Source organism: Streptomyces sp. NPDC092369 (assembly GCF_044755245.1).
Lineage (GTDB): Bacteria > Actinomycetota > Actinomycetes > Streptomycetales > Streptomycetaceae > Streptomyces.
Genome location: NZ_JBIVQP010000003.1, coordinates 1 through 13,130 on the forward strand (window position 1 = coordinate 1; position 13,130 = coordinate 13,130).

Genomic DNA, 13,130 nt, shown 5'->3' on the forward strand with positions numbered 1-13,130 from the left:
CCCTCCCCCCCGCCGCGGGGCCCGCCCCCTCACCAGGGGCGGGCGGGGGCCCGCGCCCCGCCCCGACCCCCACCGGGGGGGGGGGGGGGCCCGCCCCCCCCCCCCCCCCCCCCCGCTCCAAGGTCACGCGTACGAGGGGTCGTACGCGATCAGACCTCCACCACCACCGGGAGGATCATCGGCCTGCGCCGATAGGTGTCGGAGACCCACTTGCCGAGCGTGCGGCGGATGAGCTGCTGCATCTGGTGCGGCTCCACCACGCCGTCCTGGGCCGACCGCTCCAGCACCTCCGAGATCCTCGGAGTCACCTCGCCGAAGACGGAGTCGTCGATGCCCGAACCGCGGGCCTGGATGTGCGGGCCCGCCGTGATCTTGCCGGTCGAGGAGTCGATGACCACGAAGACCGAGATGATGCCCTCGTCGCCGAGGATCTTGCGGTCCTTCAGGGCCGGCTCGCCGACATCGCCGACGGAGAGGCCGTCGACGTAGACGTATCCCGCCTGGACCTTGCCGGAGATCTTCGCCTTGCCCTCGATGAGGTCGACGACCACGCCGTCCTCGGCGATGACGATCCGGTCGTGCGGGACGCCGGTGAGGGCGCCCAGTTCGGCGTTGGCCCGTAGGTGGCGCCATTCGCCGTGGACCGGCATCAGGTTCTTCGGCCGGCAGATGTTGTAGAAGTACAGGAGCTCGCCGGCGGACGCGTGGCCCGAGACGTGCACCTTGGCGTTGCCCTTGTGGATGACGTTCGCGCCCCAGCGGGTGAGGCCGTTGATCACGCGGTAGACCGCGTTCTCGTTGCCGGGGATCAGGGAGGACGCCAGGATCACGGTGTCGCCGTCGACGATCCGGATCTGGTGGTCCCGGTTGGCCATGCGAGACAGGGCCGCCATCGGTTCGCCCTGGGAGCCCGTGCAGACCAGGACCACCTCGCTGTCCGGGAGGTCGTCGAGTGTCTTGACGTCGACGACCAGGCCCGGTGGGACCTTGAGATAGCCGAGGTCACGGGCGATGCCCATGTTGCGGACCATCGAGCGGCCGACGAAGGCGACCCGGCGGCCGTACTCGTGGGCCGCGTCCAGGATCTGCTGGATGCGGTGGACGTGGCTGGCGAAGCTGGCCACGATGATCCGCTTGCGGGCGCTGCCGAAGACCTGGCGCAGCACGTTCGAGATCTCGCGCTCGGGCGGGACGAAGCCGGGGACCTCGGCGTTCGTGGAGTCGGCGAGGAGCAGGTCGATGCCCTCCTCGCTGAGCCGGGCGAACGCGTGCAGGTCCGTGAGGCGGTTGTCCAGCGGGAGCTGGTCCATCTTGAAGTCGCCCGTGTGGACGACCATGCCGGCCGGCGTGCGGATGGCGACCGCCAGCGCGTCCGGGATGGAGTGGTTGACCGCGACGAACTCGCAGTCGAAGGGGCCCACGCGCTCGCGGTTCCCCTCCGACACCTCAAGGGTGTAGGGGCGGATGCGGTGCTCCTGGAGCTTGGCCTCGATGAGGGCGAGGGTCAGCTTGGAGCCGATCAGCGGGATGTCCGGCTTCTCCCGCAGGAGGAAGGGGACACCGCCGATGTGGTCCTCGTGTCCATGGGTCAGGACGATGCCCTCGATGTCGTCGAGGCGGTCCCGGATGGACGTGAAGTCCGGCAGGATCAGGTCGATTCCGGGCTGCTCCTCCTCGGGGAAGAGCACTCCGCAGTCGACGATCAGTAGGCGGCCTCCGTACTCGAAGACCGTCATGTTTCGGCCGATCTCGCCGAGGCCGCCGAGTGGGGTGACCCGTAGGCCACCTTCGGGGAGCTGCGGGGGCGGGCCGAGTTCAGGATGCGGATGACTCAAAAGACTCTCCTCACCACACGCGCCACGTACCGATGGGCACGTGGCGCGCGTGACGTTCGTGCGTGTAGCAGTTGTCATTGTGGATTGCAGGCATCGGTGGCCCGCTTATTCAGTTGTGAAGTCTGGTGTCAGAGCTGTACCCCGCCGGCGGCAAGATCGATCTTGAGCTGCTCGATCTCTTCCGAAGTGCACTCGACCATCGGTGCGCGCAGGGGTCCGGCGGGCAGTCCCTGGAGGGTGAGCGCGGCCTTCGTGGTCATGACGCCCTGGGTGCGGAACATGCCCGTGTAGACCGGGAGCAGCTTCTGGTGGATCTCCGTGGCCTTCTGTACGTCGCCCGAGACGAAGGCGTCGACGAGGGCGCGCAGGTCGGGTGTGACCACGTGGCCGACGACCGAGACGAAGCCGACCGCGCCCACGGAGAGCAGCGGCAGGTTCAGCATGTCGTCGCCTGAGTACCAGGCGAGGTCCGCGCGGGAGATGGCCCAGCTCGCGCGGCCGAGGTCGCCCTTGGCGTCCTTGTTGGCGACGATCCTCGGGTGTTCGGCCAACCGGACCAGGGTCTCCGTGGTGATGGGGACACCGCTTCGGCCGGGGATGTCGTAGAGCATGACCGGCAGCTCGGTGGCGTCGGCGACGGCGGTGAAGTGCCGGTACAGGCCCTCCTGCGGGGGCTTGTTGTAGTACGGGGTGACGACGAGGAGGCCGTGTGCGCCGGTCTTCTCGGCGGTGCGGGCCAGCTCGATGCTGTGGTGGGTGTTGTTGGTGCCGACGCCGGCCACCACGTGGGCGCGGTCGCCGACCGCCTCCAGTACCGCTCGTACGAGGTCCGTTTTCTCCGCGTCGCTGGTGGTCGGGGACTCACCGGTGGTGCCGTTGATGATCAGGCCGTCGTTGCCTGCGTCCACCAGGTGGGTGGCGAGCCGCTGTGCGCCGTCGAGGTCGAGCGCGCCGTCCGCCGTGAAGGGCGTGACCATGGCGGTGAGGACCCTCCCGAAGGGGGTCTGCGGAGTGGAGGTCGGAGCCATGGGTAACACGCTACTCGCTGCTCAATGCGGGGTCTGCCCTTGGGGTGCGGGATAAGTCCGGACAAAGGAGGAGCCCGGTACTGCCTGCTCGGGGGTTCAAGCAGTACCGGGTCCGTTTGATCAGGCTAGATGAACTTCTCCAAATGCCGCAATACGGACACTTCGCACGGCTGATCCGTACATGTGTGCCGGGTTACGGGGCGACACGGCCGTTGGTGTTGAAGGCGGCGTGGGTGAGCGGCATGAGCCTGGCCCACTCCTGCTCCATCTTCTCGCCGACCATCTCGATCTCCCGCTGCGGGAAGGACGGCACCTTGGCCAGCTCGTGCTGGGTGCGCAGGCCGAGGAAGTGCATCAGCGAGCGGGCGTTGCAGGTGGCGTACATCGAGGAGAAGAGGCCTACGGGGAGGACGGCCCGGGCGACCTCGCGGGCGACTCCGGCGGCGAGCATCTCCTGGTAGCGCTCGTACGCCTGGATGTATGACTCCTGCATCGAGCGCTCCACGATCTCCTGCTGCGCCTCGGTGCCCGCCACGAACTCGTACTTGCCCGGTCGTCCCTGCTGAACGAGCTTGCGGTCCTCTCCGGGGACGTAGAAGACCGGCTGGAGCTCCCTGTAGCGGCCGGACTCCTCGTTGTACGAGTTGTGGACGACGATGCCGTTCGCAAGGAAGTTGTGCCAAGGGCCTTCCACGGTCAGGTCGTACGTCATCTCCTCGCCGTCGTCCTCGATCGAGACGACCGGGTCCGGCACGGCCACGGCGATCTTTCCTCCGCGGCGCGCGAGCTTCTGTTCAGACGCGCTCTTGGCCGCATGGCAGGGCTCACAGGCGGGCGCCAGATTCCGCTCGTCGAGCGCTCGGGTCAGGTCCTCGGCGACGGGAACGACATGATCGAGCGCGAGCTGCTCGCGGGGAAAGGACTCTCCGCAGAGATGGCAGCTGTCGGTCTCGCCGATCAGTCGGTCGCGTTGCATCGAGGTCCAGACCCCCACACCACGGCGGAGGCTCGGCGGGACGGGCCTTTCCGAAGGCCCAGGCGCCGTGCCGGCGGTCATCACCGCGTCGCCGACCGTGAGTTCACCGGCCTTCCGCCATCCGTCCGGGGTGAGGACCGCATGATCGACCGTGGAACGCAGGACCTTGCCGCCTGAGGTGGTGATCTTGATCAGTGGCTTGATGCCCGACTGGATGACGTCGAGGATGGGAGCACGCTGCGCGGTCAGTGACTCCTCGTCGTAACAGCGGACGTGGTTCCGCCGCACGGATTCAAGCTTGCGCAGGCGGGTGGACGGGTTCTGCTCCCGGAATTCCGCGACGGCGGAGTCCGCCGCCTCACGGTTGTCGTACAGCCCGAGATAGTGGTTGGTCTCGCCTCGGCGGACCTGTGCCAGCCACTTCTGCGCGGGGGCGTGCCAGGTGACGCCCCCCGCCGAATGCGGCAGCCGGTCCTCCACTCCGAGATGCCACAGCTTGTAGAGATCCTCGATCGAGCGGCGGCGCAGATTCCCCGCCTCGCTCACGAGGGTGATCTCCGTGTCACCGGCGACGCACCAGCCCACCCGGTGTCGCATGAACTCGCGGAAGACGAAGATCGGGGCGCTGATGAAGAAGGTCATCGAGTTGTGCTCGAAGGGGCTGCCGTGCCGGTCCCGCATCAGGTAGTTGATCAGGCCCTTGGAGCGCTCCGGGTCCTTGCCCATCTCGTCCAGCGACTGCTCGCCGATGGTCGAGACACGGGCGGCGAACAGCACGTCCGCGTCGGACGCGGTGTGCTTGACCAACTCGACGGTGACGTCGCTGCGGAAGCTGGGCTTGTGGTCGTCGGTGGGGGTGTCGGTCACGGCTCGCGGGGTCCTTCCGTCTCTGCTCTCGGGCGGCGCCCACTCTACGGCCCGGGACTGACAACGGGCGTTCGGTGGCGGGTCGCGACATACGGCGGCGAAATTCTGTGAATTCGGTGAAACCGGGCACCTCTTGAGGCATTCGCTCGTCTGACCTGATGACAGTGATTCGTTCGACCCCGAAGGGAGAAGTACCTCTGATGTTCAGTCGGCGCGAACCCGTCCCGTTCGCCTTCCTCGCCGAAGCCGACAGTTTCCGCAGCAACGTCGCCCCGCCGCCCCGGGAGAAGGCGTCTCTCGGCCAGAGGGCCGGGCGCTGGCTGCTGGGGCTCACGATCGTCGCCGGGATAGCGGGTTCGCTGATCCTCGGCATGCCGGCGCTGTCCACCCCCACCTCCACGCCGGCCCAGCAGTCTCAGGCCTCCCAGGGGCGCTGACTCCATCCGGACCCCACAGGTGGTGAGCGCGGACACAGCCGGATAACCTCACCGGGCACAGCCCATGCATGGATTGAGTGAGGACCAGCCGTGCCCCTGCCCTTCCTGACGGCCGACCGAACCTTCGAGACGGCGGACGACATCGCGCTGCCGTTCGACGACCGCGACCGCTGGCGGCGGCCCTACCGTCCCGGACCCTGGCGCGTCGGCATGGCGGCCCTCTGGCTGCTGCTCGCCTCGTTCGTGCTGTTCTCCGCGGTCATCCTGGCGCTCACCACGTCGCCGTCCGACGCCGGCGTGATCCTCGCGATCGCGCTCGCCGTCATCCTCTGTTCGCTGCGGCTGCTGCGCGTGGGCGTGTGGGTCAGCGCGCACGGGGTGCGCCGGGTGGGCTTCTTCGGCACGCGGACCACGCCCTGGGACCGGGTCGTCGCCGTGCGGACGGTCCAACAGCCGGTGCGCTGGCTCGGGTTGCCCCGGACCGTGCAGGGGCAGGCACTGGTCCTCGTACGCAAGGACCGCGGCCCGGAGGACGCGCCGGTGCTGTTGACGACGCACAACGCCGACTTCCTCGCGCGCACGGGGTCGTTCGACCGTGCGGCGGACACCATCGAGGCCTGGGCCGCGGAGAACCGGCGGAGCTGACACCCACGCCTGTACGCAAGTCGAAGGGGCTGGCCCGCAGTTGGTGCGGGGCGGCCCCTTCGGCGTACCGGAGCGCGGGCGTCTGCCGAATGCGCGGTCAGGCCTCGATGGTCCTGCCGTCGTGGAGGGCGATCGCGCGCTGCATCGCCTTGCGGGCGCGCGGGGTGTCGCGGGCGTCGTGGTAGGCGACGGCCAGCCGGAACCAGCTGCGCCAGTCGTCTGGGGCGGCCTCCGTCTCGGCCCTGCGCTTGGCGAAGACCTCGTCGGCCGAGTCGCGGTCGATGCGGCCGCCGGGCGTGCGCACCAGTTCGTCGACGGGCAGGCCGCCCTCGGCGTCGAGTTCGGCGGCCAGCGCGTTGGCCCTGCGGACGAACTGGGTGTTCTTCCACAGGAACCACAGGCCGATCACCGGAAGGATCAGCACCGCCACGCCGAAGGTGACGGTGAGGAGTGTGCCGGACTGGATCAGCATGACGCCGCGGCTGCCGACCAGGACGAAGTAGAAGACCAGGACGGCGGCCGTGACGGCGTAGGTGAGCTTGGCTCGCATGGCGGTGGTCAGCCCAGGTCCAGGAAGTGTTCCAGGCCGAAGGTGAGGCCCGGCGTGGTCACCACGCGGCGTGCGCCGAGCAGGATGCCCGGCATGAAGCTGCTGTGGTGAAGGGAGTCGTGGCGGATCGTCAGCGTCTCGCCCTCACCGCCGAGCAGGACCTCCTGGTGGGCGAGGAGGCCCCGAAGGCGGATCGAGTGCACCGGGACGCCGTCCACACTGGCGCCGCGCGCGCCGTCCAGGGCGGTCACCGTGGCGTCCGGCGCGGGCGCGGAGCCGGCCTTGGCGCGGGCCTCGGCGATGAGCTGGGCGGTGCGGGCAGCGGTGCCGCTGGGGGCGTCGACCTTGTTCGGGTGGTGCAGTTCGATGACCTCGACCGACTCGAAGTACGGCGCGGCGATCTGCGCGAACTTCATGGTGAGGACGGCGCCGATGGAGAAGTTCGGCGCGATCAGCACGCCGGTCTCCGGGGACTGGGCGAGCAGGTCCCTGAGGTGCGCGAGGCGGTCGTCGGTCCAGCCGGTGGTGCCGACGACCGCGTGGATGCCGTGCCGTACGCAGAAGTCGAGGTTGCCCATCACCGAAGCGGGGGTGGTCAGTTCGACCGCTACCTGGGCGCCGGTGTCCGCCAGCGTCTCCAGCTTGTCGCCGCGGCCGAGGGCGGCGACCAGCTCCATGTCCTCGGCCGCCTCGACGGCCCGTACCGCCTCCGCACCGATCCGGCCCTTGGCACCGAGGACGGCCACGCGCAGCTTGCTCATGTTCTTGCTTCCTAACCGGAGGGGTGTCAGGCGACAGCTTCCTGCAGACGGGACGCCTGTTTGTCCTTCAGCGGCCCGATGACCGACAGCGAGGGCCGCTGTCCCAGGATGTCGCGGGCGACCGCGCGGACGTCGTCCGGGGTGACCGAAGCGATCCGGGCCAGCATGTCGTCGACGGACATCTGGTCGCCCCAGCACAGCTCGCTCTTGCCGATACGGTTCATGAGCGCGCCCGTGTCCTCCAGACCCAGGACCGTGGAGCCCCGGAGCTGGCCGATGGCGCGGTCGATCTCGTCGTCGGACAGACCGTGCTCGGCGACCTGGTCGAGCTCGTCACGGCAGATCTTCAGTACGTCATGGACCTGCGAGGGCCGACAGCCGGCGTAGACGCCGAAGAGTCCGCAGTCGGCGAAGCCGGACGTGTACGAGTACACGCTGTACGCCAGGCCGCGCTTCTCCCGGACCTCCTGGAACAGGCGGGAGGACATGCCGCCGCCCAGGGCCGTGTTGAGGACCCCGAGCGCCCAGCGGCGGTCGTCCGTGCGGGCCAGTCCGGGCATGCCGAGGACGACGTGCGCCTGTTCGGTCTTGCGGCCGATCAGCTCGACGCGGCCCGCGGTGCGCAGGGTGCGTCGGCCGTCGCGCGGGGCGATGGGCGCGGCGTCGGCGTTCTTGAAGGCGCCCGACTTCTCGAAGGCGGCGCGGACCTGGCGTACGACCTTGTTGTGGTCGATGTTGCCCGCGGCCGCCACCACCAGGTGGGTCGGGTCGTAGTGCTTCTTGTAGAAGCGGCGGATGCGGTCGGCGGTGAGAGCGTTGACCGTGTCGACCGTGCCGAGGACCGGGCGGCCGAGGGGGTTGTCGCCGAACATCGTGTGTGCGAACAGGTCGTGCACACAGTCGCCCGGGTCGTCCTCGGTCATGGCGATCTCTTCGAGGATCGCGCCCCGCTCGACGTTCACGTCGTCCTCGCGGATCAGCGAGCCCGTGAGCATGTCGCAGACCACGTCGATGGCGAGGGGGAGGTCGGTGTCGAGCACGCGCGCGTAGTAGCACGTGTACTCCTTGGCGGTGAACGCGTTCATCTCGCCGCCGACGGCGTCGATGGCGGAGGAGATGTCCAGCGCACTGCGCTTGGAGGTGCCCTTGAAGAGCAGGTGCTCCAGGTAGTGCGTGGCGCCGTTCAGCGACGGCGTCTCGTCACGGGAGCCGACGTGCGCCCAGATGCCGAAGGTGGCGGAGCGCACCGAGGGCAGCGTCTCGGTGACGATGCGCAGGCCGCCCGGGAGGGTGGTCTTGCGGACCGTGCCGATGCCGTTGGTGCCCTCGATGACGGTTTGGGTACGGGCGACGGCCCGCGCCTCCGAGGAGGTGCGGGCCGTCGCCGTGGAGCTGCTCGACGTCACTGGTCGGTGTCGTCCTTCTTGTCGTCGTCCGCTTCGCCCTCGATCACGGGGATCAGGGAGAGCTTGCCGCGGGAGTCGATCTCGGCGATCTCGACCTGGACCTTGGCGCCCACACCGAGCACGTCCTCGACGTTCTCCACGCGCTTGCCGCCGGCGAGCTTGCGGATCTGCGAGATGTGCAGCAGACCGTCCTTGCCCGGCAGCAGCGACACGAACGCACCGAAGGTGGTGGTCTTGACGACCGTACCCAGGTAGCGCTCGCCGACCTCCGGCATGGTCGGGTTGGCGATGCCGTTGATCGTGGCGCGGGCGGCCTCGGCCTGCGAGCCGACCTGGGCACCGATGTAGATGGTGCCGTCGTCCTCGATCGTGATCTCGGCGCCGGTGTCCTCCTGGATCTGGTTGATCATCTTGCCCTTCGGGCCGATGACCTCGCCGATCTTGTCCACGGGGATCTTGACGGTGATGATCCGCGGGGCGTTGGGGGACATCTCGTCCGGCGTGTCGATCGCTTCCATCATCACGTCGAGGATGTGGAGGCGGGCGTCACGGGCCTGCTTGAGGGCCGCGGCCAGGACGGAGGCCGGGATGCCGTCCAGCTTGGTGTCGAGCTGGAGGGCGGTCACGAACTCCTTGGTGCCGGCGACCTTGAAGTCCATGTCACCGAAGGCGTCCTCCGCACCGAGGATGTCGGTGAGGGCGACGTAGTGCGTCTCGCCGTTGATCTCCTGGGAGATCAGGCCCATGGCGATACCGGCGACGGGGGCCTTGAGGGGCACACCGGCGTTCAGCAGCGACATGGTGGAGGCGCAGACCGAGCCCATGGACGTCGAACCGTTGGAGCCGAGGGCCTCGGACACCTGACGGATCGCGTAGGGGAACTCCTCGCGCGTCGGCAGGACCGGGACCAGGGCACGCTCGGCGAGCGCTCCGTGGCCGATCTCGCGCCGCTTGGGGGAGCCGACGCGGCCGGTCTCACCGACGGAGTACGGCGGGAAGTTGTAGTTGTGCATGTAGCGCTTGCGGGTCACCGGGGAGAGGGTGTCCAGCTGCTGCTCCATCCGGAGCATGTTCAGGGTGGTGACGCCCAGGATCTGGGTCTCGCCACGCTCGAACAGCGCGGAACCGTGCACGCGCGGGATGGCCTCGACCTCGGCGGCGAGCGTACGGATGTCCGTGACGCCGCGGCCGTCGATGCGGACCTTGTCCTTGATGACGCGCTCACGGACCAGGGACTTGGTCAGCGAGCGGTACGCGGCGGAGATCTCCTTCTCGCGGCCTTCGAACTGCGGGAGCAGCTTCTCGGCGGCGAGACCCTTGACGCGGTCCAGCTCGGCCTCGCGGTCCTGCTTGCCCGCGATGGTGAGCGCCTGGGAGAGCTCGTCCTTGACGGCGGCGGTGAGCGCCTCCAGGACGTCGTCCTGGTAGTCGAGGAACACCGGGAACTCGCCGGTGGGCTTGGCGGCCTTGGCGGCGAGGTCGGCCTGGGCCTTGCAGAGCACCTTGATGAAGGGCTTCGCGGCGTCCAGACCGGAGGCGACGACCTCCTCGGTGGGCGCCTCGGCGCCACCGGCGACCAGCTGGATGGTCTTCTCGGTGGCCTCGGCCTCGACCATCATGATGGCGACGTCGCCGTCCTCCAGGACGCGACCGGCGACGACCATGTCGAAGACGGCGTCCTCGAGCTCGGTGTGCGTCGGGAAGGCGACCCACTGGCCGTTGATCAGCGCGACGCGGACGCCGCCGATCGGGCCGGAGAAGGGCAGACCGGCCAGCTGCGTGGACGCGGAGGCCGCGTTGATCGCGACGACGTCGTACAGGTGGTCGGGGTTGAGCGCCATGATCGTGGCGACGACCTGGATCTCGTTGCGAAGGCCCTTCTTGAAGGACGGGCGCAGCGGGCGGTCGATCAGGCGACAGGTGAGGATGGCGTCCTCGGAGGGACGGCCCTCGCGGCGGAAGAAGCTGCCGGGGATCTTGCCGGCGGCGTACATCCGCTCCTCGACGTCCACCGTGAGGGGGAAGAAGTCGAGCTGGTCCTTGGGGTTCTTGGAGGCGGTGGTGGCCGACAGCACCATGGTGTCGTCGTCCAGGTACGCCACGGCGGAGCCGGCGGCCTGCTTGGCCAGGCGCCCCGTCTCGAAGCGGATGGTGCGGGTGCCGAAGGAACCGTTGTCAATGACGGCCTCGGCGTAGTGGGTCTCGTTCTCCACTAGCGTTTTCTCCGTTACTTTTCGTCTGCTTTTCGTCTTTTGTCCCTACCCGCCCGTATGGCGGGGGGACATGAGCGGAGAAGCGCTCCGTCTGGTGCGGGCCGGTCTTCGATCGAAGCACCCGGGTTCGCATTGCCCGGGAGCCACTACCGAGGACCGGCGGCGGCGAGGTGCACTTCTCCTCGTGCTGTTGCGTTGTGCTACCACACTACAAAGCGGGTGTGACACTCCGCACGTTTCCGCACGTACGGCGGCACAAACGGCGAAGGGAGCGGTCCCCGATCGCTTCGGGAACCGCCCCCTTCACGGCGTACTACTTGGCGCCCGCCGCACCGCGACGGATGCCCAGGCGGTCGACCAGCGCACGGAAGCGCTGGATGTCCTTCTTGGCCAGGTACTGCAGCAGCCGGCGGCGCTGACCGACCAGGATCAGCAGACCACGACGGGAGTGGTGGTCGTGCTTGTGGGTCTTGAGGTGCTCGGTCAGGTCCGAGATGCGGCGCGAGAGCATGGCGACCTGGACCTCGGGGGAGCCGGTGTCGCCCTCCTTCTGGCCGAACTCACCGATGATCTGCTTCTTCGTGGCGGCGTCGAGCGACACGCGTACTCCTCATGGTCTGTGTGCCTTCGAGTGCCCCCGGTCTAAGTCTCGGGGGAGCTTCGGTGACTCGTCAGGCGGAAGGCCGTGACACAAACGGCCGTCACTCAGGGTACCAGGAGCCGGTGGGCGCCCTTACCAGCTCCGCGAACCCCGGAAGGCGGGCGTACCAGGTCACTAAGGTTGGCACACGGATCACGTCGGGAAGGGGTCGCTGCGGCATGGCGGAGACGGAAGAGCAGATCAAGGCGCGCAAGGAGCGGGAGCGGGACGAGTTGTACGCGCTCGACATCTCCGGCGTCGAGTGGCGCAGTGCGCCCGGTACCGAGGAGCACGAGGAGCGGGTCGAGATCGCCGACCTTCCCGACGGGGCGGTCGCCATGCGGTCCTCGCTCGACCCGGACACCGTGCTGCGGTACACGGAGGCGGAGTGGCGGGCCTTCGTGCTCGGCGCGCGGGACGGCGAGTTCGACCTGGAGCCGACGACGCGCAACGGGGGCCTGCCCGCGGAGTGAACCACGCGCGCGTAGGCGATCGCGAGAAGGAGGGGGGCGGCACGCACGCGTGCCGCCCCCCCTTTTTTTCGGTCAGATTCCGTCGGGGGCTGGTCGGAGTGGCCCCCACTGTGCCCGCCGCCTGGTGGAGCGCTCGGCCCTGGGGTGGACGGCGTTTCCTCAACACCCTTGCAGGGAACGCCTCTTCGGGTGTAAGCGCAGGCACCGCGGTGTCGATTCCTGTCCGGCACGTTTGCGGATCGTGCCCGGTTTGTTCACCAATACGGCGGCTCGGTACGGCACTTCTGGGCTGGTTGTGACGCACCGGGAAGGCGCTCAGGGGTGGACGGGCCTGCCGAGGTGGGGCCCCTGGTGATTAGGCTGGGAGAGGGCGCGTCACCGGAACCCGTGGACCGGGCGGTGGTGTCCCAGGGGGAGAGCCGGTGGATCGGACTACCTCGGACAACGTAAGGACGACACGAAATGGTCGCCCCCGCACGGCATGAGGGTGCTCGACCACACCAGGAGGAATTGTGAGCAGCGATCGGGACGGGAACCGCGGGGGCTGGGCCACACCCGGCGATGACCAGCCCGACGCGGAGTCCTCTGTCGAGACGACAGGCGAGTTCACCATCGATTACGCGCCGCCCGCCTGGTACACGCAGAACGCGTCCGGGGGGTCCGGATCGGGCTCAGGGTCCGGATCGAGCTCAGGGGCGGGATCGAGTTCAGGGGCCGGATCGGGTTCGGGGTCGCAGGAGGCGCAGGGAGCTGCGCAGGGGCAGGGTCCCGGTCATGGGCCGGGGCAGGTTCCTGGTCAGGGGTCCGGGCAGGTGCCTGGGCAAGTACCCGGGCAAGTACCTGGACGGGGGGCGGACTCCGGTGCGCCGGCCGTTGGACTCTCTCCTGCGGACTTCTCCGCGCTGCCAGGGCTGACTCCGCCTGCTCATTCGCTGCCGCAGCCGCCCAAGCCGGGTGCCTCCGGCGGTCCGACCTCCATTCCTGCGCCCTCTCCGGCTCCGGCTCCAGGGGCTCCGTTCACGCCGCCCGCGCCGCCTGTGCCTGCGCCCGGGGCCCCCTTCACGCCGCCGGCGCCTCCCGCGCCCGCGCCCGGGGGTGCCTTCACTCCCCCCGCGCCGCCCGCACCTGTGCCGGGGGCTCCGTTCGCGCCGCCCGTCACTCCGGCCTCGCCGGTGGTCGGCGGGCCGGGGTCGGTGCCCAGGCTTCCGGCGGGGAGCGGGTTCGAGCCGCAGGGGTCGCAGCAAGGGTTGCAGCAGGCGCCGGGGCCGGCTTCCGCGGCAACTCCGGTTCCGGTCGCGG

The 13,130-nt window shown here is 69.1% G+C and carries 10 protein-coding genes and 4 pseudogenes; 4 read left to right on the forward strand and 10 right to left on the reverse strand.

Annotated elements, in window-relative coordinates; translation table 11 throughout:
* Nucleotides 1–149 precede the first annotated feature (149 nt).
* The 5 genes and pseudogenes from ACIQI8_RS16990 to ACIQI8_RS17010 all read right to left on the reverse strand — a co-directional run.
* On the reverse strand, nucleotides 150–1,835 hold the full coding sequence (locus ACIQI8_RS16990) for a ribonuclease J (RefSeq protein ID WP_402350544.1): 1,686 nt from the start codon (nucleotides 1,833–1,835) through the stop codon (nucleotides 150–152).
* Nucleotides 1,836–1,963: 128 nt separating this feature from the next.
* A complete protein-coding gene (gene dapA / locus ACIQI8_RS16995; protein ID WP_402350547.1) occupies nucleotides 1,964–2,863 on the reverse strand; it encodes a 4-hydroxy-tetrahydrodipicolinate synthase in 900 nt (299 codons plus the stop codon).
* 193 nt (nucleotides 2,864–3,056) lie between these two features.
* Nucleotides 3,057–3,506, reverse strand: a pseudogene (gene thyX / locus ACIQI8_RS17000) (FAD-dependent thymidylate synthase); the annotation flags it as partial.
* Between the two features lie 3 nt (nucleotides 3,507–3,509).
* Nucleotides 3,510–4,436 (reverse strand): annotated as a pseudogene (locus tag ACIQI8_RS17005) (HNH endonuclease); the annotation flags it as partial.
* A pseudogene (locus ACIQI8_RS17010) lies at nucleotides 4,416–4,706 on the reverse strand (FAD-dependent thymidylate synthase); the annotation flags it as partial. The pseudogenes ACIQI8_RS17010 and ACIQI8_RS17005, both read right to left, overlap by 21 nt.
* A 200-nt stretch (nucleotides 4,707–4,906) precedes the next feature.
* Between ACIQI8_RS17010 and ACIQI8_RS17015 the strand changes: the two are divergent.
* Together ACIQI8_RS17015 and ACIQI8_RS17020 are read left to right on the forward strand one after the other, a co-directional pair.
* On the forward strand, nucleotides 4,907–5,143 hold the full coding sequence (locus ACIQI8_RS17015; RefSeq protein WP_402350550.1) for a hypothetical protein: 237 nt from the start codon (nucleotides 4,907–4,909) through the stop codon (nucleotides 5,141–5,143).
* A 90-nt stretch (nucleotides 5,144–5,233) separates the two neighbouring features.
* Nucleotides 5,234–5,788, forward strand: a complete 555-nt coding sequence (locus tag ACIQI8_RS17020; protein ID WP_402350553.1) for a PH domain-containing protein — start codon at nucleotides 5,234–5,236, stop codon at nucleotides 5,786–5,788.
* A gap of 97 nt (nucleotides 5,789–5,885) precedes the next feature.
* Here the strand turns inward: ACIQI8_RS17020 and ACIQI8_RS17025 are convergent, their stop codons facing one another.
* The 5 genes from ACIQI8_RS17025 to rpsO all read right to left on the reverse strand — a co-directional run bounded on the left by ACIQI8_RS17025 (nucleotide 5,886) and on the right by rpsO (nucleotide 11,319).
* Nucleotides 5,886–6,338 carry a hypothetical protein gene (locus tag ACIQI8_RS17025; protein WP_402350556.1) on the reverse strand — a complete coding sequence of 151 codons (453 nt, stop codon included), beginning with the start codon at nucleotides 6,336–6,338 and terminating at the stop codon, nucleotides 5,886–5,888.
* Nucleotides 6,339–6,346: 8 nt separating this feature from the next.
* Entirely contained in the window at nucleotides 6,347–7,099 is a 753-nt protein-coding gene (gene dapB, locus ACIQI8_RS17030; protein ID WP_402350559.1) for a 4-hydroxy-tetrahydrodipicolinate reductase, read from the reverse strand.
* Between the two features lie 26 nt (nucleotides 7,100–7,125).
* Entirely contained in the window at nucleotides 7,126–8,505 is a 1,380-nt protein-coding gene (locus tag ACIQI8_RS17035) for a M16 family metallopeptidase (RefSeq protein WP_402350562.1), read from the reverse strand.
* Entirely contained in the window at nucleotides 8,502–10,718 is a 2,217-nt protein-coding gene (locus ACIQI8_RS17040; protein WP_402350565.1) for a polyribonucleotide nucleotidyltransferase, read from the reverse strand. The genes ACIQI8_RS17035 and ACIQI8_RS17040 overlap by 4 nt, the downstream gene beginning before the upstream one ends.
* A 313-nt stretch (nucleotides 10,719–11,031) precedes the next feature.
* On the reverse strand, nucleotides 11,032–11,319 hold the full coding sequence (rpsO, locus tag ACIQI8_RS17045) for a 30S ribosomal protein S15 (protein ID WP_073494901.1): 288 nt from the start codon (nucleotides 11,317–11,319) through the stop codon (nucleotides 11,032–11,034).
* A gap of 218 nt (nucleotides 11,320–11,537) precedes the next feature.
* On the opposite strand from rpsO, the gene ACIQI8_RS17050 reads away from it, so the two are divergent.
* Together ACIQI8_RS17050 and ACIQI8_RS17055 are read left to right on the forward strand one after the other, a co-directional pair.
* Complete coding sequence (locus ACIQI8_RS17050) at nucleotides 11,538–11,831, forward strand: DUF397 domain-containing protein (protein WP_402350568.1); 294 nt, start codon at nucleotides 11,538–11,540, stop codon at nucleotides 11,829–11,831.
* Between the two features lie 512 nt (nucleotides 11,832–12,343).
* Nucleotides 12,344–12,472: pseudogene (locus ACIQI8_RS17055) on the forward strand (SCO5717 family growth-regulating ATPase); the annotation flags it as partial.
* Nucleotides 12,473–13,130: the final 658 nt, after the last annotated feature.